This window comes from Streptomyces sp. GESEQ-4, assembly GCF_017948455.1.
GTDB lineage: Bacteria > Actinomycetota > Actinomycetes > Streptomycetales > Streptomycetaceae > Streptomyces.
In genome coordinates, this window is sequence record NZ_JAFFSU010000039.1 from 14,976 (window position 1) to 35,724 (window position 20,749).

Below are 20,749 nucleotides of genomic sequence, written 5' to 3' on the forward strand. Positions count from 1 at the left end.
TGACTTCAAGAGCACTCCAAGTGATGGACTCCCCGCTGTTCACCTACGAACAGGGGGAAGACCATGACCGACTCTCCGGTCGCGCTCATCACCGGCGGTGGCAGTGGCATCGGTGCCGCAGTGGCCCGGCAGTTGCTCGGCGCAGGGCAGCGGGTGGCTGTCACCGGTCGCGGTGAGGCACGTCTGCGGGGCTTCGCCGAGGAACTCGGCGATCCTGAGGGGCTGTTGACGATCAGTGGGAACGCGGGCGAGTACGACGAGGTCCGTGCGGCCGTCGAGGCCACGATCAAGGAGTTCGGGCGGCTCGATACCGTCGTCGCCAACGCCGGTGTCGCCACGCACGATTCGGTCGCCGAGGGCGATCCCGCCGGGTGGACGGAGATGGTGCTGACCAATGTGCTCGGCCCCGCGCTGCTCATCCGCGCGTCCATCGACGCGCTGAAGGAGACACGGGGCCGGATCGTCCTGGTCGGGAGTGTCGCCGGGTTCGTGCCCACGCCGGGCAATATCTACGGGGCGACGAAGTGGGCGGTGACCGGGCTCGCGGAGAACACCCGGCGGCAGGTCACCGAGTGGGGCGTCGGCGTGACCCTGATCGCGCCCGGCCGGGTGGAGACGCCGTTCTGGGACAGCTACGGCAGTCTGCCGCCCGGCCATCTCCTCACCGCCGACCAGATCGCCGACTCGGTGGTGTGGGCGATCCGCCAGCCGGAGGGAGTCGACATCAACACGGTCGTCGTACGGCCGATCGGGCAGCCCAACTGACGTAGGCGGGCCGCCCCGATCGGTGCTGCTCAGACTCCCTCGAAGGTGGCCGGGTTCAGACCCAGTCGCCGGTCCTCGTTGAGCGCGCTGATCGCCGCCAGGTCCTCGGTGTCCAGGGTGAAGTCGAAGACCTCGATGTTCTCCTTGATCCGGGACGGCGTCACGGACTTGGGGATCACCACGTTGCCCAGCTGGAGGTGCCAGCGCAGCACGACCTGGGCGGGCGTGCGGCCGTGCTTCTGAGCGATGGCCACGATCGCCGGGACCTCCAGCAGGCCCTTGCCCTGGCCGAGCGGCGACCAGGCCTCGGTGGCGATGCCCTGCTCCGCGTGGTACTCGCGGGCCGCGTGCTGCTGGAGGTGCGGGTGCAGCTCGATCTGGTTGACCGCCGGGATGACCGACGTCTCGCCGATCAGGCGCTCGAGGTGCTCCGGCAGGAAGTTGGAGACACCGATGGCCCGCACCCGGCCGTCGGCGAGGAGCTTCTCGAACGCCTTGTACGTGTCGACGAAGTTGCCGGTGGCCGGGCGCGGCCAGTGGATCAGGTACAGATCCAGGTGGTCCAGGCCGAGCTTGGCCAGGGACTCGTCGAAGGCGCGGAGGGTGGAGTCGTACCCGTGGTCGCTGTTCCAGAGCTTGGTGGTGACGAAGAGGTCCTCGCGGGGAACGCCGGAGGCGGCGATCGCCCTGCCGGTGCCCTCTTCATTGCCGTAGATCGCCGCTGTGTCGATGCTGCGGTACCCGGTCTCCAGCGCGGTGGTGACCGCCTGCTCCGCCTCGTCGTCCGGCACCTGCCAGACGCCGAAGCCCAGCTGGGGCATCTCGACGCCGTTGTTGAGGATGATCGGGGGGACCTTGCTGCTCACGAGCTCTCGATCCTTCGGTTGTCGTCAGGTGGTACTCACATCGTCAACGATCACGAGCCGTGACGCATTCCTGACCGGAGAATCCCTCGAAACTCCTGCGCACCGGCGTCACGCGCGGTACAGCGCCTCGACCTCATTGGCGTACGCGTTCTCGATCGCCTTGCGCTTCAGCTTCAGCGACGGGGTCAGCAGCCCGTGCTCCTCGGTGAACGGCTGGGCGAGTATCCGGAATGTGCGGATCGATTCCGCCTGGGAGACAAGGGTGTTGGCGGCGACCACCGCGCGCCGCACCTCCGTCTCCAGGTCCGCGTCGCGCACCAGCTCGGCCGGGGACATCTGGGGCTTGCCGCGCATCGACAGCCAGTGCTCGACGGCTTCCTGGTCGAGGGTGACCAGGGCGGCGATGTACGGGCGGTCGTTGCCGACGACGATGCACTGGGAGACCAGCGGATGGTCCCGTACGCGTTCCTCCAGCTGGCCGGGCGAGACGCTCTTGCCGCCCGAGGTGACCAGGATCTCCTTCTTGCGGCCGGTGATGGTGAGATAGCCGTCCTCGTCGAGGGAGCCCAGGTCGCCGGTGGCGAGCCAGCCGTCGTGCAGGGTCTCGTCGGTGGCCTTCTTGTTGTTGAGGTAGCCCTGGAAGATGTTGCCGCCGTGCAGCCAGATCTCGCCGTCGTCCGCGATGTGCACGGTCGTGCCGGGGATGGGCTGGCCGACGGTGCCGTAGCGGGTGCGCTCGGGCGGGTTGGCGGTCGCGGCGGCCGTCGACTCGGTCAGGCCGTAGCCCTCGTAGATGTGCACGCCCGCGCCGGCGAAGAACAGGCCGAGCCGCCGGTCCATCGCCGAGCCGCCGGTCATCGCCTGCCGGATGCGGCCGCCCATCGCCGCCCGGATCTTGGCGTAGACGAGCTTGTCGAACAGCTGGTGCTGCATGCGCAGACCGGCCGAGGGGCCGGGCCCGATGCCCCAGGCCTTCGCCTCCATGGCGTCCGCGTACTTCACGGCGATCTCGACGGCCTTCTCGAACGGCCCCGCCTTGCCCTCCCGCTGGGCCTTGCGGCGGGAGGCGTTGAAGACCTTCTCGAAGATGTACGGCACGCCGAGGAAGAACGTCGGCTTGAAGGCGGCGAGGTCGGGAAGGAGGGCGGCCGCGTTCATCTGCGGCTGGTGGCCGAACTTGACCTGGCCGCGGATCGCGGCGACCTGCACCATCCGCCCGAAGACATGCGCGAGCGGCAGGAACAGCAGGGTGGCCGCCTCGTCGCCCTTCTTCGAGTGGAAGATCGGCTCCCAGCGCTCGATGACCGTGTCCGCCTCGTACATGAAGTTGCCGTGCGTGAGGAGACAGCCCTTGGGGCGGCCCGTCGTCCCCGAGGTGTAGATGATCGTGGCGACCGAGTCCGGGGTGACCGCCTGCCGGTGCCGGTGCACGATCTCGTCGTCGATGTGGGCGCCCGCGTCGTACAGCTCCTGCACGGCGCCGGAGTCGAGCTGCCACAGCTGGCGCAGCTGCGGCAGCCGGTCGATGACGGTGGCGATCGTCATCGCGTGGTCCTCGTGCTCCACGATCGCGGCCGAGCACTCGGAGTCGTACAGCATCCAGAAGCACTGCTCGGCCGAGGACGTGGGATAGACCGGCACCACCTGGGCGCCGATCGTCCACAGCGCGAAGTCGAAGAGCGTCCACTCGTAACGGGTGCGGGACACGATCGCGACCCGGTCGCCGAACCGGATGCCTCGGGCAAGCAAACCCTTGGCGAGAGCCAGCACTTCGTCACGGAACTCCGCGGCGGTGACGTCCCGCCACTGGTCCTGCTCGTCCTTGCGGCCGAGCGCGATGTGCAGGGGGTCTTCCTGGGCGTGCTGGAAGACGACATCGGCCAGACCGCCCACCGGCGGTGCCAACGCCAACGGAGGGTTGGTGAACTCGCGCACTCCCCGCTCCCCGCTCCCTCTTACCTGGTTCGCTCACTGGTGACGCTCCGCACAGGCCGTGAAAGCTACCCCACGCGCGGGCGCGACGGGAGAGGGGCCGAAACGGAGTGACTCTCAGGTACGCCCTGGTCAGCGTCGGAAAATGCGCTCACATGGGGAAGGGTCGGACAGTTTCCTGACGGTTGAGTAAGTTTCGGTGCCGTAATCTCCACCGAATCTGTACGACGCGATTACGGCGTCGGCGGGGGCCGGTTTCACGCGCATACCCGAGCCGCCGGAAGGTATTCACCTCTCTACTCCGTAGCTGACGTATCAAAAGCCCTTCCGCTGGCGGCGGTGCAGTCGGTCGCCGCCCGCCAGGATCGACGCGGCGAGGGCGTCCGCCGCGCCCTGGGCGGAGGTGTGGCGGCGGCCGTGGACGAGGACGAAGTCGACCTGGCCGAGTTCCGGCAGGTCCGCCCGGTCCGGGACGCGGACCAGGCCGGGCGGGATCAGGCCGCGGGAGTGGGCCATCACGCCCAGGCCCGCGCGGGCCGCCGCGACGAGGCCGTTGAGGCTGCCGCTGGTGCAGGCGATGCGCCAGGCGCGGCCCTGTCGCTCCAGGGCCTCCAGCGCCAGGGCGCGGGTGATGCCGGGCGGTGGGTACACGATCAGCGGGACCGGGCGGTCGGGGTCCAGCCGCAGGCGTTCCGCGCCGATCCACACCAGGTCGTCGTGCCAGACCAGCTCACCGCGCGGGTCCTCGGGGCGCCGTTTCGCCAGAACCAGGTCCAGTTTCCCGGCGGTCAGCTGCTCGTGCAGGGTGCCCGACAGCTCGACCGTCAGCTCCAGGTCGACCTCGGGGTGGTCGTGCCGGAAGCCCTCGAGGATCTCCGGCAGCCGGGTCAGCACGAAGTCCTCCGAGGCACCGAAGCGCAGCCGGCCCCGCACCCGGGTACCCGTGAAGAACGCCGTCGCCTGCTCGTGCACCTCCAGGATCCGGCGCGCGAAACCGAGCATCGCCTCGCCGTCCTCGGTCAACTCCACCGAGTGGGTGTCCCGGCTGAACAGCTGCCGCCCGGCGGCGTCCTCCAGCCGCCGCACATGCTGGCTGACCGTCGACTGGCGCAGCCCGAGACGCCGGGCGGCCTGCGTGAAGCTGAGGGTCTGTGCCACCGCCAGGAAGGTGCGCAGGTGGGAGGGCTCGTACACACAGACCACGGTAGCGCGTTATCGCATACCGCGATGACAGTCAGAGCGGTATGACGGATTCCCGATCACGATGCTGTGGAGGACGATGGGGAGGGGCCTTCTCGGCCCGCACCGCCCGAGAACCAGAGCTGAACCAGAGCTAGTGGAGCACCGTGAAACGCCTGCGATGGCCCCGTTGGATGCCGATCGACCCGTACATCCTGCTGCTGCTCGGGACGGTCGGCGTAGCCGCTCTCCTCCCGGCGCGCGGGACGGGCGCGGACGTCGCCTCCGGTGCCTCCACGGCCGCGATCGCCTTCCTGTTCTTCCTCTACGGGGCCCGGCTGTCGACCCGCGAGGCGCTGGACGGGCTGAAGCACTGGCGGCTCCATGTCACGGTCCTGGCCTGTACGTTCGTGATCTTCCCGGTGCTCGGTCTGGCCTCCCGCGGCCTGGTCCCGGTGCTGCTGTCGGAGCCGCTCTTCCAGGGCCTGCTCTTCCTCACACTCGTCCCGTCGACCATCCAGTCGTCGATCGCCTTCACCTCGATCGCCCGCGGCAACGTGCCCGCGGCGATCTGCGCCGGCTCCTTCTCCTCCCTCGTGGGCATCGTCGCCACGCCGCTCCTGGCCGCCTCCCTGCTGGGCAGCACCGGCGGATTCTCCGCCGACTCGCTGATCGAGATCGTGCTCCAGCTGCTGGTGCCGTTCGTGGCCGGGCAGCTGCTGCGCCGCTGGATCGGGGGGTTCGTGGCGCGGCACAAGAAGGCGCTCGGGCTGGTCGACCGCGGGTCGATCCTGCTCGTCGTCTACACCGCGTTCAGCGAGGGAATGGTGCAGGGCATCTGGCACCAGGTCAGCCCCGCCCGGCTGGCCGGTCTGCTCGCCGTGGAAGCGGTCCTGCTGGCCGTGATGCTCGCGCTGACCTGGTACGGCGCCAAGGCGCTGCGCTTCGACCGGGAGGACCGGATCGCGATCCAGTTCGCCGGCTCGAAGAAGTCCCTGGCCGCCGGACTGCCCATGGCGAGCGTCCTGTTCGGAGCGCACGCCGCGCTGGCCGTGCTGCCGCTGATGCTCTTCCACCAGATGCAGCTGATGGTGTGCGCGGTGATCGCCAAGCGCCGGTCGCACGACAAGGTGCTCAGCGAGGCGCCTCCAGGCGAAGTGTCACGAATCGCGGTCGGTACAGGGACACGTTCCGGCTGAGCTGCGCCGCCGCCGCGCCGCCGTTGGTGTCCAGCCAGTTGACGTCGTAGCTGAGCACCAGCCGCCCGTCGTCGCTCAGTTCGGGGTGGACCTGCGGGTTGTACGCGGCGACCTGGCCGTCGGGCAGCGCGGGGCTGAAGTCCCGCGTCGGCCCGTGCCAGGGCCCGTTGGGGGAGCAGGCCCAGTACGAGGTGATCGTCGTCAGCCCCTCGGCGCCCGCCGCCATGCTGAACAGGACATACGTGTCGTCCTCACGCACCACCGAGAACGCGCTGCCCACCCCGTCGCCCAGCACCGTGCGCGGGGCGCCACCGGCCGCCCACTCGGACCCGTTCCAGTACCGCCAGGCGCCCGGCTCGGCGAGCCTTCCCTCGGGCACCCGCGCCACGTACGCCGACGAGGCCGGGCGGGACGCCGCCTGGGCGTCGTCGCCACCGAAGACGTAGGTCCAGCCGTCCCGTTCGACCAGCGTCGTGCCGAACAGGATCCGCCGGGAGGGGTCGGGGACGAGTCGCTGGTCCAGCACCGGGACGACCGACTCGACCCGCAGATCGGGCAGGGACAGGGTGGCGACCTCGGTGGCGGTGGGCACGCCGTAGATCCAGGGTGACTGGCCCGCCGTCCGCACCCACAGCACCACCCGTACGACCTGCTCCGACGAACCGGGAGAGCGCGGCTCGACCCGAGCGGCGACCGGCCACCGCCACTGGTTCGGGGCCGGATCGGGGAACAGGGGCGCGGGCAGGGTGCTCTGGAGCCGACCGTCCCGCATCACCACCGCCGAGTTGCGCACCAGCGGTGCCGCGGTGTCCCGCCAGGCGTGCGACTCGCCGGCCGGATTGGGCGGCGCGTACACCTGCCCGAGATAGGTGTCCGAGAACAACCACAGCAACCGCCCGTCCGGCAGCCGCACCGAGTGGGTGCCGTCGCCGCCGGTCCAGTCGTCCGCGCGGGACGCGTCGTCGCCGTAGCGGGCGAACTCGCCGGTCAGCCCGCGGTCCGCCGACCAGGAACCCACCGTACGGGCCGGGCACGCTCCGTCGCCCTCCCGGTCGCCGTCCGGGAGGGCGGTGAGCAGCACGGCCCCGAGGACCAGGGTCAGCAACAGGCCGATCCCGGTCCCCGTCCGCTGTCGTGCTCGTACGTCGTCGGGCACGCCGCGACGTTAGCCGCTGCCGTTCACCTGGTCCATGGGCAGCCACACCACGGTGCCGAGGACCGGCCCCGTGCCGTCCGTACGGACCTCGCCGATCTCCGCGTCGGTCAGCGCCCGGTCCCAGACGCGGACGTCGTCGATCGCGCCGGTGAAGAAGGCACGGCTGTCCATGCGCTCGCCGATGTGCACACCGAAGGGCGAGTTGCGGCTCACCGAGCCGGGCACATCGGCGGCGCTGATCGCCTTGCCGTCGAGAAACAGGGTCAGGGCCCCGTCGCCACGCCGCAGCGCCAGATGGTGCCAGCGGCCGTCGTTGTACGCCCCCACGGTGCTCACGGACGCCTTGCGCACGGTCGTCGGACCCTCCCGCGCGGTCATCAGGGCCTGTACGCGGTTGCCGGCGGGCTCGCCGCGCAGCGTGATGTGCGGCTGGCCGGTCGCGACGCCGCCCATCGACAGCAGCGGCTGCTCGCCGGAGGTGGCGGTGTGCCGGAACCAGAGGGAGGCGGTGAAGTCCTTGGTGCCGAGCGGGAGCCGGTCGTGGTACGGCAGGCGCACGGCGTCGTCGGTGCCGTCGAAGGCCAGCGCACCGTCGAACGCGCCGTCCGTCACCGTGGCACCGCCGAGGACGGCGGCCGCCGGGGCGAGCAGGGCCTGGTCGGCGGTGGTGGGATCCGGGCCGCGGCGCGGGCCGAGCCAGTCCTCGTTGAACCGGGCGAAGCGGATCTCGTCGCGGGCGTCGACGGTCCCCGCCTCGTACATCAGGCCCACGCTCGTGCCGGTGATGTGCACCAGATCGGAGTAGCCGGACCAGTCCCGGGTGACGACCCTGCCCCGGTCGACGCTGTCCCAGGTGGCGCCGCCGTCGTACGAGGAGCGGATCATCATGGTCCGGCGGCGGTCGGGGTCGCCCGGGCAGGCCAGCAGCATGCGGGTGCTCACCCGCAGCATCGAGCACTGCACCTGCGGGGCGTACAGGTCGGGAAGGTTCTGGAACGGCGTCTCGAAGCTGTCGCCGCCGTCCTCGCTGATGGCCTGGGTGCGATGGCCGACGTTGGTGCCGTCCTGCTCGCGGCCGCTGACCAGGATCGAGCCGTCGGTGCGCTCGGCCAGCGTCAGCTCGCCGTTCTTCTGCTCGAACGTGCCGTCCGCGGCGACTTCCGACGTGTCGGTGGCGCCGAGCCGCCAGTGGTCGCCGCCGTCGTCGCTGATGATGAGCGCCGCATGGTTCGCGGTGACCCGACTGCCGTTCCATGTCTCGCCGTTGACGCTGATGACGATCCGCCCGGCGTTCAGGCCCCGGGTGAGCTGGATGCCGTGCACGGGCCCGGTCGCGTACCACGAGTTCCAGTGCTCGGGCAGGATCTCGGCGCTCAGGTCGCGCGGCTCGGACCAGGTGCGCCCGTCGTCGTCGCTGTACTGCAGATACGGGCTGCGCTTGCAGGGCACTTCGCAGTTCCCGCTGTCCGTACGGCCCTTGTTGTACGTCTCCGCCAGCAGGATCCGGCCCGTGGACTGGTCCACGACCGGCGTCGGATTGCCGTGCGTATCGCCCGCACCCTCGTTCACCACCTGGAGCGGACCCCAGGTACGGCCGCCGTCGGTGGAGCGCTTGACGACGATGTCGATGTCGGTGGCATCACCGCAGTTGAGGACCCGGCCCTCGGCGAACGCCAGCAGTGTCCCCTCGTTGGTGCGCACGATCGCCGGGATCCGGTAGCAGGCGTAGCCGGGGTCCTGCGAGGCCTTGAACAGGACCTGCTGCTCGAACTCGGGGGCCTTGACAGCCGGTTGGGCGTGGGCGGGGCTCGGCAGCGCGGCGGCCGCCGTAGTGACGGCGGCCGCGGTGAGAGTGTGTCTCAGAGCTCGGAGGGGGGATCTAAGACGTGCACGAAGACTAGGCGGCATGGCATGACCTGCCCTTCAGGCATCTGGACATCTGACCGTCTGGACGTCCCACGTCCAACATGCGCGCATCAGACGGTAGTTGTGGCGACGGCAGTTCACGAGAAACGAATGGGGGCCCATGGGAGTACTCAGGGGAGTGCTGCCGGTGATGCGCGCCGCGTCAGTGCCGCGGCACCACCTTCCCGAGGGCTATTCGGCCTGCCCGGGTCCGCGTCATGGAGCCACCGGGGGCGTCGTACCGCACGCGACGCATCGACCGCACCTCCACGGGGCTCGTTGGGAGTCCCAACGATAAGCAGATGATCGTAGGGAGGTCCGGCACCACGCCGTCCTCTCGACACCGGCACTAAGAGCCCCGTACATGACAAAATAAAAACAGCGGGACCCCTAAAAGGCGCAGGGGGCGCTCCCCGCCTTCGGGGCCCCGCCGCCGTGCAGCGGACGGCCCGTCAGCCCTGGGCGGCCGCGGTCCGCAGGGCGATGCGGTCCTCGCCCGCGTACACGTTCATGGAGCTGCCGCGCAGGAACCCCACCAGGGTCAGCCCCGTCTCGGCCGCCAGGTCCACCGCGAGGGACGACGGAGCCGACACGGCCGCGAGCACCGGAATCCCGGCCATCACCGCCTTCTGCGCGAGCTCGAACGACGCCCGCCCCGACACCAGCAGGATCGTCCGCGACAGCGGCAGGCTTCCGTTCTGCAGCGCCCGGCCGACGAGCTTGTCCACCGCGTTGTGCCGGCCGACGTCCTCCCGTATGTCCAGCAGCTCCCCGTCCTCGGTGAACAAGGCCGCCGCGTGCAGCCCCCCGGTCCGGTCGAAGACCCGCTGGGCCGCGCGCAGCCGGTCGGGGAGGCCGGCCAGCAGTTCGGGTGCGACCCGGACCGGGGGAGTGTCGGCGATGGGCCACCGAGCCGTCGTACGGACCGCGTCCAGGCTGGCCTTGCCGCACAGACCGCAGGACGACGTGGTGTAGACGTTCCGCTCCAGCGTGATGTCAGGGATCACGACCCCCGGCGCCGTCCGCACATCCACCACGTTGTACGTGTTGGAACCGTCCACGGTGGCGCCCGCGCAGTACACGATGTTCTGCAACTCGGCCGCCGCGCCCAGCACCCCCTCGCTCACCAGAAACCCGGCGGCGAGCGCGAAGTCGTCTCCCGGCGTTCGCATGGTGATCGCGAGCGCCTTGCCGTTCAGCCGGATCTCCAGCGGTTCCTCGGCGACGAGCGTGTCCGGGCGGGTGGAGACCGCCCCGTCCCGGATCCGGATCACCTTGCGTCGTTCCGTGACTCGTCCCATGTCCTGATCAGCCCCGGTTCTGTACGTGCTGGTAGCCGAAACGGCCCTTGATGCAGAGGTTGCCGTGGGTCACCGGGTTGTCGTGCGGTGAGGTGACCTTCACGATCTCATTGTCCTGCACGTGGAGGGTCAGGTTGCAGCCCACTCCGCAGTACGCGCACACGGTCGTCGTCTCCGTCTGTGCCGACTCGTCCCACGTACCCGCCGCCCGCATGTCGAACTCCGACTTGAACGACAGCGCGCCGGTCGGGCACACCTCGATGCAGTTCCCGCAGTACACGCAGGCCGAATCGGTCAGCGGAGCGTCGTGCTCCACCGCGATCCGCGCATCGAATCCCCGCCCCGCCACCGAGATCGCGAACGTGTTCTGCCACTGCTCACCGCACGCGTCGACGCACTTGTAGCAGAGGATGCACTTGTCGTAGTCGCGCACATACAGGTCGTTGTCGACCTTGGGCTCCTCGTTCAGCCGGGCCGCGTCCGGCCCGAAGCGGTCCGGCTTGGCCTCGTACTCCTTGATCCACTCAGCCACCCGGGGCGTGGTCGACAAATCGACCGACGAGGCAAGAAGCTCAAGCACGACCTTCCGACTGTGCCGCGCCCGCTCCGTGTCGGTGCGGACCTCCATGCCCGGCTCGGCCTTGCGCGAGCACGCGGGCACAAGGGTCCGCGCGCCCTCCACCTCGACGACACACACCCGGCAGGCGTTCTTCGGCGTGAGCGTGTCCCCCTCGCACAGGGTCGGGATGTCCTTCCCCGCCGACCGGCAGGCGTCGAGGATCGTCGATCCCTCCGGCGCCCGCACCGGCTCCCCGTCGATGGTGAACTCCAGCAGCCGACGCGGCACTCCCAGCGGCACAACACTCATTCGTACGCCCCCAGACGGTCGATGGCGGATTCCACGGCGTTCCACGCGGTCTGCCCGAGACCGCAGATGGAGGCGTCCCGCATGGCGCGGCCGACCTCCCGGAGCAGGGCGATGTCGTCGGCGGTGCCCGCACCCGTGCGCTCCGCGATCCGGTGCAGCGCCTCCTCCTGCCGCACGGTCCCGACCCGGCACGGCACGCACTGCCCGCACGACTCGTCGCGGAAGAACTCGGCGATCCGCAGCAGCAGCCGCGGCAGCGGAACCGTGTCGTCGAAGGCCATCACCACGCCCGAGCCGAGCGTCGTCCCCGCCTCCCGGGTGCCTTCGAAGGTGAGCGGGATGTCCATCTCGTCGGCCCGTACGAAGCCGCCCGCCGCCCCGCCGAGCAGCACGGCCCGCAACCCGTCCCGCACCCCGGCCAGCTCCAGCAGCTCGCCCAGCGTCGCGCCGAACGGCAGCTCGTAGATCCCGGGCCGGTCCACCGTCCCCGACACACAGAACAGCTTCGGCCCGGTGGACCTGGCCGTCCCGATCGCCGCGTACGCGGGCGCGCCCATCGTCAGGATCGGCAGTACGTTGACCAGCGTCTCCACGTTGTTCTCGACCGTGGGCTTGCCGAACAGGCCCTTCTCCACCGGGAACGGCGGCTTGGAACGCGGCTCGCCGCGGTAGCCCTCGATGGAGTTGAACAGGGCCGTCTCCTCACCGCAGATGTACGCGCCCGCGCCTCTGCGGATCTCGATGTCGAAGGCGTACCCCTGGCCGAGGACGTCGTCGCCGAGCAGCCCCCGCGCGCGTGCCTGCACCAGTGCGTGCTCCAGACGCCGCAGCGCCCGCGGGTACTCGCCGCGCAGATACAGATAGCCCTGGTGCGCGCCCGTCGCGTACGCCGCGATCGTCATCGACTCGATCAGCGCGTACGGGTCGCCCTCCATGATCACGCGGTCCTTGAAGGTGCCCGGCTCGGACTCGTCCGCGTTGCACACCACGTAGTGCGGATGGTCGGGCTGGGATGCCGTGGCCTGCCATTTGCGGCCGGTGGGGAAGGCGGCGCCGCCACGCCCGACCAGGCCCGAGTCGGTGACCTCACGGATCACCCCGGCGGGGCCCAGCTCGAAGGCGCGGCGCAGGGCGGTGTACCCGCCGTGGGCCCGGTAGTCGTCGAGCGACGCCGGGTCGACCACGCCGACGCGCCCGAGGAGCATCAGGTCGCTCGAGCCTGCCTGGGGCACCGCGAGTGCCGCCGGCGGTTCCTCGGGCGCCGAGTCCGGCGCGGTCGCGGCGAGGACGGCCTCGCGGACGGTCGCCGGCGCCGACACCGCCGTACGCACCGGATCCCCGGCCTTGATCGCCAGCGCGGCCGGAGCCCGCTCGCACAGGCCCAGGCAGGGGCTGCGCTCCACCTGGACCCCGGGACCGAGTCCCGCCTCGATGCCGGCGCACAGCTCGGACGCTCCGGCGGCCGCGCACGCCAGGTCGGTGCAGACGTGCAGCACCGTCGCCGGGCGCGGCTTCACGGAGAACATGGCGTAGAAGGTGGCGACCCCGTACGCCTCCGCCGGCGGCACCGTGAGCCGGCGGCACAGGTAGTCCAGGGCGCCGTCGCTGATCCAGCCCACCCGGTCGTTGATGGCGTGCAGTCCCGGCAACAGCAGATCGCGGCGGTCCCGGGCCTCGCGTCCGCCGCGCGCCCACCGCAGGTCGGCGTCGGAGCGGTCGGCGCCCTCCCAGGAGGACTCGGGCGGGCCCAACAGGGTGTCGACGGCCGCCCGTTCGTCGTCCGTGGGTTTGCTGTCGCCGAAGTGCAGGTCCACTTACGTCACCTCACGATGGTCGCGACGGGGAGCTTCTCGATCCGGATCGCCGACGCCTTGAACTCCGCCGTCCCCGCGATCGGGCAGTTCGCCTCGATCGTCAGCTGGTTGGTGTCCACCTCGTCGGGAAAGTGCATGGTCATGAACGCCAGACCGGGCCGGAGCGCCGGATCGACCCACACCGGCGCGACCACCGCCCCGCGCCGCGAGGTCACCTGGACCTCCTCGCCGACCACGACCCCGTACCGCTCGGCGTCCTCCGGGCACAGCTCGATGTACTCCCCGCGCCGCAGCGGGGAGGCGAAACTCCCGCTCTGCACACCGGTGTTGTAGGAGTCGAGCCGCCGCCCGGTCGTGAGCCGGATCGGGAACCGGTCGTCGGTGAGGTCGACCGGCGGATCGTGCTGGACCAGCCCGAACGGCGCCGGCATGCCCCGCTTCGCCGGGTCGGCCTCCCACAACCGGCCGTGCAGATACGTCGGTTCGAGCTGCTCGGTGCTCGGGCACGGCCACTGGATGCCCTGATGTTCCGCCAGGCGTTCGTACGTCATCCCGTAGTGGTCCGGCGACACCGACCTCAGCTCGTTCCAGACGGCCTCGGAGTCGGCGTACTTCCAGTCGTGGCCGAGGCGTGCCGCCAGCTCGCAGATGATGTCGATGTCCTCGCGGGCCTCACCGGGCGGCGTGACCGCACGCCGGACGCGCTGAACCCGGCGCTCGCTGTTGGTGGTTGTGCCGTCGGTCTCGGCCCACCCGGCGGTCGCGGGCAGCACCACGTCCGCCAGCTCGGCCGTCTTCGTCAGGAAGATGTCCTGCACGACCAGGAAGTCGAGCGCCTGCATACGCCGTACCGCCTGCTCGCTGTCCGCCTCCGACTGCGCCGGGTTCTCGCCGATGCAGTAGACGGCCTTGAGCGTGCCCTCCTCCATCGCCTCGAACATCTCGGTGAGGTTCATGCCGTAGTGCGGCTGGATGACGGTGTCCCAGGCCGACTCGAATTTCAGCCGGGTGTCCGCGTCGAGGATGTCCTGGAAGCCGGGGAGGCGGTTGGGGATGGCGCCCATGTCGCCGCCGCCCTGGACGTTGTTCTGGCCGCGCAGGGGCTGCAACCCGCTGCCGTAGCGGCCCACATGGCCCGTCAGCAGCGACAGGTTGATCAGCGCCCGGACGTTGTCCGTGCCGTTGTGGTGCTCGGTGATGCCCAGGGTCCAGCACAGCTGGGCGCGCTCGGCGCGGGCGTAGGCGTGCGCCAGCTCCCGTATGGCGACGGCCGGTACGCCTGTCACCTTCTCGGCGAGCGACAGCGTCCACGGCTCGACCAGCTTCCGGTACTCCTCGAAGCCGCTCGTCGCCCGCTCGATGAACGCCTCGTTGGCCAGCCCCGCGTGGATGATCTCGCGGCCGATCGCGTGCGCCATCGGGATGTCGGTGCCGACGTTCAGGCCGAGCCAGCTCTCCGCCCACTCGGCCGTCGACGTACGGCGTGGGTCGACGGCGTACATCCGGGCGCCGCCCCGGATCCCCTTCAGTACGTGCTGGAAGAAGATCGGGTGCGCGAAGCGGGCGTTGGAGCCCCACATCACGATGACGTCGGTGTGCTCGATCTCCTCGTACGACGACGTCCCGCCGCCGGAGCCGAAGGCGGCCGACAGGCCCGCGACGCTCGGGGCGTGGCAGGTGCGGTTGCAGGAGTCGACGTTGTTGGTGCCCATGACGACGCGGGCGAACTTCTGGGCCACGTAGTTCATTTCGTTGGTCGCGCGGGCGCAGGAGAACATGCCGAACGCGCCGTGGGCGGCTTGCAGACCGCGGGCCGCACGGTCCAGTGCCTCGTCCCAACTCGCCCGGCGGAAAGGCTCGTTGCGGGAATCCCGTACCAGGGGGTGGGTGAGCCGGGTGTAGGTCTTCGGTTCGCGCTTCCTCGTGCTTTTCATGCGGCGCTCCTCAGCGCGAGCAGGTCCGAGATGGCGTGCACGGTGCGCAGGGTGGGCACCTGGACGCCGGTGATCTCCGCCAGCTCGACGACCGCGGCGAGCAGTACGTCGAGTTCGAGCGGCTTGCCGCGCTCCAGGTCCTGGAGCGTGGAGGTGCGGTGGTCGCCCACGCGCTCGGCGCCGGCGAGACGGCGCTCGATGGAGACGCCGACCTCGCAGCCGAGGGCCTCGGCGACGGACAGCGTCTCGGTCATCATGATCTCGATGACCTTGCGGGTGCCGCCGTGCAGGCACATCTGCCGCATGGTGGCGCGGGCCAGCGCGCTGATCGGGTTGAAGGAGATGTTGCCGAGCAGCTTGAGCCAGATGTCGTTGCGCAGATCCGGCTCCACTGGGCACTTGAGCCCGCCGGCGTGCATGGCCTCGCTGAGCGCGAGGCACCGCCTGGACACGCTGCGGTCGGGCTCGCCGATGGAGAACCGGGTGCCTTCGAGATGTCGTACGACTCCTGGTTCCGCCAGTTCTGTGGCCGCGTACACGACGCAGCCGACGGCCCGTTCGGGCGCGAGCACCGCACTGACCGCGCCGTCCGGGTCCACGCTCTCGACGCGGTGGCCGTCGTGGGGGCCGCCGTGCCGGTGGAAGTACCACCAGGGGATGCCGTTCTGGGCGGCGACGACCGCCGTGGTGTCGTGCAGCAGAGGCTCGATCAGCGGCCCGCACGCCGCGTACGAGTTGGCCTTCAGGCCCAGGAAGACGAAGTCGGCCGGGCCGATCTCGGCCGGGTCGTCGGTGGCGTGGGCGCGGGCGGTGAAGTCGCCGCGCGGACTGAGCACCCGCACCCCGTGCCGCCTCATGGCCGCGAGATGCGGTCCACGGGCGACGAGGTGCACGTCGGCGCCCGCGCGGTGGAGCGCGGCACCGACATAGGCGCCGATCGCACCGGCGCCGAGGACTGCGACTTTCATACGGGGGAGCTCCGTTCGGTCGAGGGTACCGAGGAACTGCCGAAACTCTGTCGACGGAATATTGTCTACAGTATGGAAGTTGGGCCAGCAAGGGTTCGCGCAAGACCGTTCATCGCGCCCTGGATACCGCTCACCGCATACGGTCGACGGGCCGCTTTTCAACTACCCGTCTTCTTCTTACCGTTCGGGATCATGAGTCCACCCGTCGCCCCCGCGGGCTGGAGCCGCTGGCTCGTTCCCCCAGCCGCGCTCTCGGTCCATCTCTCCATCGGCCAGGCCTACGCCTGGAGCGTGTTCAAGCCGCCGCTCGAATCCGCGCTCGGCCTCAGCGGCACCCAGAGCGCGCTGCCCTTCCAGCTCGGCATCGTGATGCTCGGTCTGTCGGCCGCGTTCGGCGGCACGCTCGTGGAGCGCAACGGACCGCGCTGGGCGATGACCGTGGCGCTGGTGTGCTTCTCGTCCGGCTTCCTGCTCTCCGCGCTGGGCGCGGCGACCGAGCAGTACTGGCTGATCGTCTTCGGCTATGGCTTCGTCGGCGGGATCGGCCTCGGTATCGGCTACATCTCACCCGTGTCGACACTGATCAAGTGGTTCCCCGACCGGCCCGGCATGGCCACCGGCATCGCCATCATGGGCTTCGGCGGCGGCGCGCTGATCGCCTCGCCATGGTCGGCGCAGATGCTGGAGTCGTTCGGCAGCGACAGCTCCGGGATCGCGCTGGCGTTCCTGGTGCACGGACTGTCGTATGCCGTGTTCATGCTGCTGGGCGTGCTGCTGGTGCGGGTGCCGCGCAGCGAGAAGCCGGTCGAGGGTGCGCCGAGCGCCTTCCAGGGGCCGCAGGTCTCCGCCAACAGCGCCATCCGCACCCCGCAGTTCTGGTGTCTGTGGGTGGTGCTCTGCATGAACGTGACCGCGGGCATCGGCATCCTGGAGAAGGCCGCCCCGATGATCACGGACTTCTTCGCGGACACCTCGACGCCGGTCTCGGCGACGGCCGCCGCGGGCTTCGTGGCGCTGCTGTCGGCGGCCAACATGGCGGGCCGCATCGGCTGGTCGTCCACCTCCGACCTGATCGGACGCAGGAACATCTACCGCGTCTATCTGGGCGTCGGCGCGCTGATGTACGCGTCCCTCGCGCTGTTCGGCGACTCCTCCAAGCCGCTGTTCATCCTGAGCGCGCTGGTGATCCTCTCCTTCTACGGCGGCGGCTTCGCGACCATCCCCGCCTATCTGAAGGACCTCTTCGGCGCGTACCAGGTCGGCGCCATCCACGGGCGGCTGCTGACCGCCTGGTCGCTGGCCGGCGTGCTCGGGCCGCTGATCGTGAACTGGATCGCCGACCGGCAGGAGGAGGCCGGCAAACACGGCTCGTCCCTGTACGGGACGTCCTTCGTCATCATGATCGGGCTGCTCGTCGTCGGCTTCATCGCCAACGAACTCGTCCGGCCCGTCCACCCCCGCCATCACATCCCCGAACCCATCAGTCAGGAGGCCGTCGATGTCGAACGACAGCAGCCAGAGTCCGCCTGACCGGCGCCCGCTGATCGCCTTCGCCTGGGTGTGGGTGGGGGCGCCGCTCGCCTACGGGCTGTACGAACTCGTGCGGAAGGCGACGCAGCTGTTCACCGGGTGACTGTCCGGGAAGTGTTCGGACATCCGGGAACCTGACGGAAGCCGACAACGGGTGCGACCGTTTCCTGTGGCTTCACCTGCCGTCGTACCGGTGAGTCACTGATCAGACTGGTGGATCCCGTAACCGAAGCACCGAGGGGGACCACCCATGAACGGCTCGAGGATCGCCGCCGTCGGCCATTACCAGCCCGCCAGGGTACTCACCAACGAGGACCTGGCGGGCTTGGTCGACACCAGCGACGAGTGGATCACGAGCCGGGTGGGCATCCGGACGCGCCACATCGCCGGGCCCGACGAGCCGGTGGACGAGCTGGCCGCGCACGCCGCCGCCAAGGCGCTCGCGGCGGCGGGCCTGACGCCCGCCGACATCGACCTGGTGCTGGTCGCCACGTCCACGGCCGTCGACCGCTCCCCGAACATGGCCGCCCGGGTCGCGGCCCGGCTCGGCATCCCGTCGCCCGCCGCCATGGACATCAACGTCGTCTGCGCGGGCTTCACCCACGCGCTGGCCACGGCGGACCACGCCGTAAGGGCGGGAGCGGCCGTACGCGCCCTGGTCGTCGGCGCCGACAAGATGTCCGACGTCGCCGACTGGACCGACCGGACCACCTGCGTCCTCGTCGGCGACGGGGCGGGGGCCGCCGTCGTCGAGGCCGCGGACGAGCCCGGGATAGGGCCGGTGCTGTGGGGCTCGGTGCCGGAGATGGGGCACGCCGTACGGATCGAGGGCACCCCGTCGCGGTTCGCGCAGGAGGGGCAGAGCGTCTACCGCTGGGCCACCACACAGCTGCCGCCGATCGCCCGCAAGGCCTGCGAGAAGGCCGGGCTCGCGCCCGAGGATCTCGCCGGGGTCGTCCTCCACCAGGCCAACCTGCGCATCATCGAGCCGCTCGCCGAGAAGATCGGCGCGGTCAACGCGGTCGTCGCCCGCGATGTCGCCGAGTCCGGCAACACCTCCGCCGCCAGCATCCCCCTCGCCCTGTCCAAGCTCGTCGAACAGGGCGCGATCACCACCGGCGACCCGGTCCTGCTGTTCGGCTTCGGCGGCAATCTCTCGTACGCCGGACAGGTCGTCCGGTGCCCGTGACGAGGGCAACTCCGCGTTCCCCTGGCGTCGGTGCGCCGTAGACTGTAGACGAAAGACAATTCAGGCCGAGGAGGGGGACCGCGATGTTGTCGACAGGACTGCCGCAGGGGGCCGTACCCAAGCTCGAACGACCCGGACCGCTGCGCGACCGCGTCTATGAGGCACTGCTCGAACTCATCACCACCCGCGCCCTCCAGCCCGGCCAGCATCTGGTCGAGAGCGAACTCGCAGGCCATCTCGGCGTGTCGCGTCAGCCGGTGCGGGAGGCGCTGCAGCGCCTGAACACCGAGGGCTGGGTCGATCTGCGGCCCGCGCAGGGCGCGTTCGTGCACGAGCCGACCGAGGAGGAGGCCGACCAGCTCCTCACGGTCCGGACGCTCCTGGAGGCCGAGGCCGCCCGGCTCGCCGCCGCCAACGCGGGCAGCGCCGGCATCACCACGCTGGAAGAGCTGTGTGCGGAGGGCGAGAAGGCCGTCGCCGCCGACGACGTGGACGGCGCCGTCGCCATGAACGCCCGCTTCCACGCCAAGGTCATGGAGCTGGCCGGCAACGCGGTCCTCGCCGAACTCGCCGCCCAGGTCGACCGCCGCGTCCGCTGGTACTACACGCCGATCGCCCGCCAGCGCGGCCGGCAGTCCTGGATCGAGCACCGCGAGCTGATCGCCGCGATCTCGGAGCGGGACGAGGAGCGTGCCACCCAGCTGATGCGGGACCACACCGAGCACACGCGGCGGTCGTATCACGCACGGGCGAAGTCCTGAGCCGGTAGCTGCCGTTCGCTCCGACAGGGACTTCTCACGCCGACCTTTGTCCTGTGAGTGGAGAAAGTCGGCAGCAATCTCTGCACGGATTCTTCCCAGGGCCGCCGACCGCTGCTACGTTCCACTCGAAAGCCCGGCAACTGGTGGCCGAGTGAGGCGGGGAGGGGCTCGTGAGACGCATGACGGCACGACCCGCGAACGCCCATCAGGCCCGTCTGCTCCTGCTGCTCAGGGACGGCGGTCCCAACTCACGGGCCCAGCTGGGTGATCAGGTCGATCTGTCACGGTCGAAGCTGGCCGTGGAGGTGGACCGGCTCCTGGAGACCGGCCTCGTCGTGGCCGACGGACTCGCCGCCTCGCGCGGCGGCCGTCGCTCCCACAACGTCCGCCTGAACCCGGGACTGCGTTTCCTCGGCGTCGACATCGGCGCGACCTCGGTCGACGTCGCGGTCACCAACGCCGAGCTGGAGATCCTCGGCCATCTCAACCAGCCCATGGACGTACGCGAGGGCCCGGTCGCGGTCTTCGAGCAAGTACTCGCCATGGCCGCGAAGTTGAGGGCCACGGGGCTCGCGGAGGGCTTCGACGGCGCCGGTATCGGCGTCCCGGGGCCGGTCCGCTACCCCGAGGGTGTGCCGGTGGCTCCGCCGATCATGCCGGGCTGGGACGGCTTCCCGGTACGGGAGGCGCTCAGTCAGGAACTCGGCTGCCCGGTCATGGTCGACAACGACGTGAACCTGATGGCGATGGGGGAGCAGCACGCCGGCGTCGCCCGGACCGTGGCCGACTTCCTCTGCGTCAAGATCGGTACCGGTATCGGCTGCGGCATCGTCGTCGGCGGCACCGTCTACCGAGGTACGACCGGCAGCGCGGGCGACATCGGGCACATCCAGGCCGTGCCCGACGGCCGACCCTGCGCCTGCGGCAACCGGGGCTGCCTGGAAGCCCACTTCAGCGGCGCCGCGCTGGCCCGGGACGCCATCGAGGCGGCCCAGCAGGGCCGTTCGGCGGAACTCGCCGCGCGCCTCGAGGCGAACGGCACCCTGACCGCCGCGGACGTCGCCGCCGCGGCTGCCGCGGGTGACGCCACCTCCCTCGACCTGATCCGTGAGGGCGGCAACCGCGTCGGCCAGGTCATCGCCGGACTCGTCTCCTTCTTCAACCCCGGCCTGTTGGTGATCGGCGGTGGAGTGACCGGCCTCGGCCACACCCTGCTCGCCGCGCTCCGCACCCAGGTCTACCGCCAGTCGCTGCCTCTGGCGACCGGCAACCTGCCCATCGTTCTAGGGGAGTTGGGCCCCACCGCCGGAGTCATCGGCGCGGCCCGGCTCATCAGCGACCACCTGTTCTCACCCGCGTAAGCAGCACCTTCGACAGGCACC

17 protein-coding genes are annotated in these 20,749 nt (G+C 70.3%); 7 read left to right on the forward strand and 10 right to left on the reverse strand.

The window, feature by feature from the left end; genetic code table 11:
• The first annotated feature begins 63 nt into the window (after positions 1-63).
• Positions 64-765 (forward strand): SDR family oxidoreductase, encoded by a 702-nt coding sequence (locus tag KCH48_RS39420; protein WP_210582443.1) that lies wholly within the window; start codon positions 64-66, stop codon positions 763-765.
• A gap of 29 nt (positions 766-794) precedes the next feature.
• Here the strand turns inward: KCH48_RS39420 and KCH48_RS39425 are convergent, their stop codons facing one another.
• From KCH48_RS39425 to KCH48_RS39435, 3 genes are all read right to left on the reverse strand, one after another.
• Positions 795-1,631, reverse strand: coding sequence for an aldo/keto reductase (locus tag KCH48_RS39425; RefSeq protein ID WP_307841072.1), 837 nt, complete (start codon positions 1,629-1,631; stop codon positions 795-797).
• Between the two features lie 108 nt (positions 1,632-1,739).
• Positions 1,740-3,566: a long-chain fatty acid--CoA ligase gene (locus KCH48_RS39430; protein ID WP_210582444.1), complete on the reverse strand. Its 1,827-nt coding sequence runs from the start codon at positions 3,564-3,566 to the stop codon at positions 1,740-1,742.
• 312 nt (positions 3,567-3,878) lie between these two features.
• The gene (locus KCH48_RS39435) at positions 3,879-4,757 is read right to left on the reverse strand and encodes a LysR substrate-binding domain-containing protein (RefSeq protein ID WP_210582445.1); all 879 of its coding nucleotides are present in this window, start codon (positions 4,755-4,757) and stop codon (positions 3,879-3,881) included.
• A gap of 179 nt (positions 4,758-4,936) precedes the next feature.
• Between KCH48_RS39435 and KCH48_RS39440 the strand changes: the two genes are divergently transcribed.
• Positions 4,937-5,941 (forward strand): bile acid:sodium symporter family protein, encoded by a 1,005-nt coding sequence (locus KCH48_RS39440; RefSeq protein WP_210582466.1) that lies wholly within the window; start codon positions 4,937-4,939, stop codon positions 5,939-5,941.
• Here KCH48_RS39440 and KCH48_RS39445 read toward each other — a convergent pair.
• The 7 genes from KCH48_RS39445 to KCH48_RS39475 form a co-directional block, all read right to left on the reverse strand.
• Positions 5,877-7,097 (reverse strand): DUF4185 domain-containing protein, encoded by a 1,221-nt coding sequence (locus KCH48_RS39445; protein WP_210582446.1) that lies wholly within the window; start codon positions 7,095-7,097, stop codon positions 5,877-5,879. The two genes, KCH48_RS39440 and KCH48_RS39445, sit on opposite strands and share 65 nt — an antisense overlap.
• Positions 7,098-7,106: 9 nt before the next feature.
• On the reverse strand, positions 7,107-9,005 hold the full coding sequence (locus tag KCH48_RS39450; protein ID WP_210582447.1) for a sialidase family protein: 1,899 nt from the start codon (positions 9,003-9,005) through the stop codon (positions 7,107-7,109).
• 449 nt (positions 9,006-9,454) lie between these two features.
• Positions 9,455-10,303 (reverse strand): formate dehydrogenase accessory sulfurtransferase FdhD, encoded by an 849-nt coding sequence (gene fdhD, locus KCH48_RS39455; protein WP_210582448.1) that lies wholly within the window; start codon positions 10,301-10,303, stop codon positions 9,455-9,457.
• A 7-nt stretch (positions 10,304-10,310) separates the two neighbouring features.
• Entirely contained in the window at positions 10,311-11,171 is an 861-nt protein-coding gene (locus KCH48_RS39460; RefSeq protein ID WP_210582449.1) for a 2Fe-2S iron-sulfur cluster-binding protein, read from the reverse strand.
• Positions 11,168-12,985: an NADH-ubiquinone oxidoreductase-F iron-sulfur binding region domain-containing protein gene (locus KCH48_RS39465; RefSeq protein ID WP_210582450.1), complete on the reverse strand. Its 1,818-nt coding sequence runs from the start codon at positions 12,983-12,985 to the stop codon at positions 11,168-11,170. The genes KCH48_RS39460 and KCH48_RS39465 overlap by 4 nt, the downstream gene beginning before the upstream one ends.
• A gap of 5 nt (positions 12,986-12,990) precedes the next feature.
• The gene (locus KCH48_RS39470; protein ID WP_210582451.1) at positions 12,991-14,919 is read right to left on the reverse strand and encodes a molybdopterin oxidoreductase family protein; all 1,929 of its coding nucleotides are present in this window, start codon (positions 14,917-14,919) and stop codon (positions 12,991-12,993) included.
• Positions 14,916-15,887: a 2-dehydropantoate 2-reductase gene (locus KCH48_RS39475; RefSeq protein WP_210582452.1), complete on the reverse strand. Its 972-nt coding sequence runs from the start codon at positions 15,885-15,887 to the stop codon at positions 14,916-14,918. Before KCH48_RS39475 ends, KCH48_RS39470 begins: the two co-directional genes overlap by 4 nt.
• 192 nt (positions 15,888-16,079) lie before the next feature.
• Here KCH48_RS39475 and KCH48_RS39480 point away from each other — a divergent pair, with 192 nt between their 5' ends.
• The 5 genes from KCH48_RS39480 to KCH48_RS39495 all read left to right on the forward strand — a co-directional run bounded on the left by KCH48_RS39480 (position 16,080) and on the right by KCH48_RS39495 (position 20,728).
• Entirely contained in the window at positions 16,080-17,417 is a 1,338-nt protein-coding gene (locus KCH48_RS39480; RefSeq protein ID WP_210582453.1) for an OFA family MFS transporter, read from the forward strand.
• Complete coding sequence (locus tag KCH48_RS43060) at positions 17,386-17,520, forward strand: hypothetical protein (RefSeq protein ID WP_282615244.1); 135 nt, start codon at positions 17,386-17,388, stop codon at positions 17,518-17,520. Before KCH48_RS39480 ends, KCH48_RS43060 begins: the two co-directional genes overlap by 32 nt.
• Positions 17,521-17,667: 147 nt before the next feature.
• Positions 17,668-18,606: a beta-ketoacyl-ACP synthase III gene (locus KCH48_RS39485; protein WP_210582454.1), complete on the forward strand. Its 939-nt coding sequence runs from the start codon at positions 17,668-17,670 to the stop codon at positions 18,604-18,606.
• Positions 18,607-18,689: 83 nt separating this feature from the next.
• Complete coding sequence (locus KCH48_RS39490) at positions 18,690-19,367, forward strand: GntR family transcriptional regulator (RefSeq protein WP_210582455.1); 678 nt, start codon at positions 18,690-18,692, stop codon at positions 19,365-19,367.
• A 179-nt stretch (positions 19,368-19,546) separates the two neighbouring features.
• Positions 19,547-20,728 carry an ROK family protein gene (locus KCH48_RS39495; protein ID WP_210582456.1) on the forward strand — a complete coding sequence of 394 codons (1,182 nt, stop codon included), beginning with the start codon at positions 19,547-19,549 and terminating at the stop codon, positions 20,726-20,728.
• Positions 20,729-20,749 lie beyond the last annotated feature (21 nt).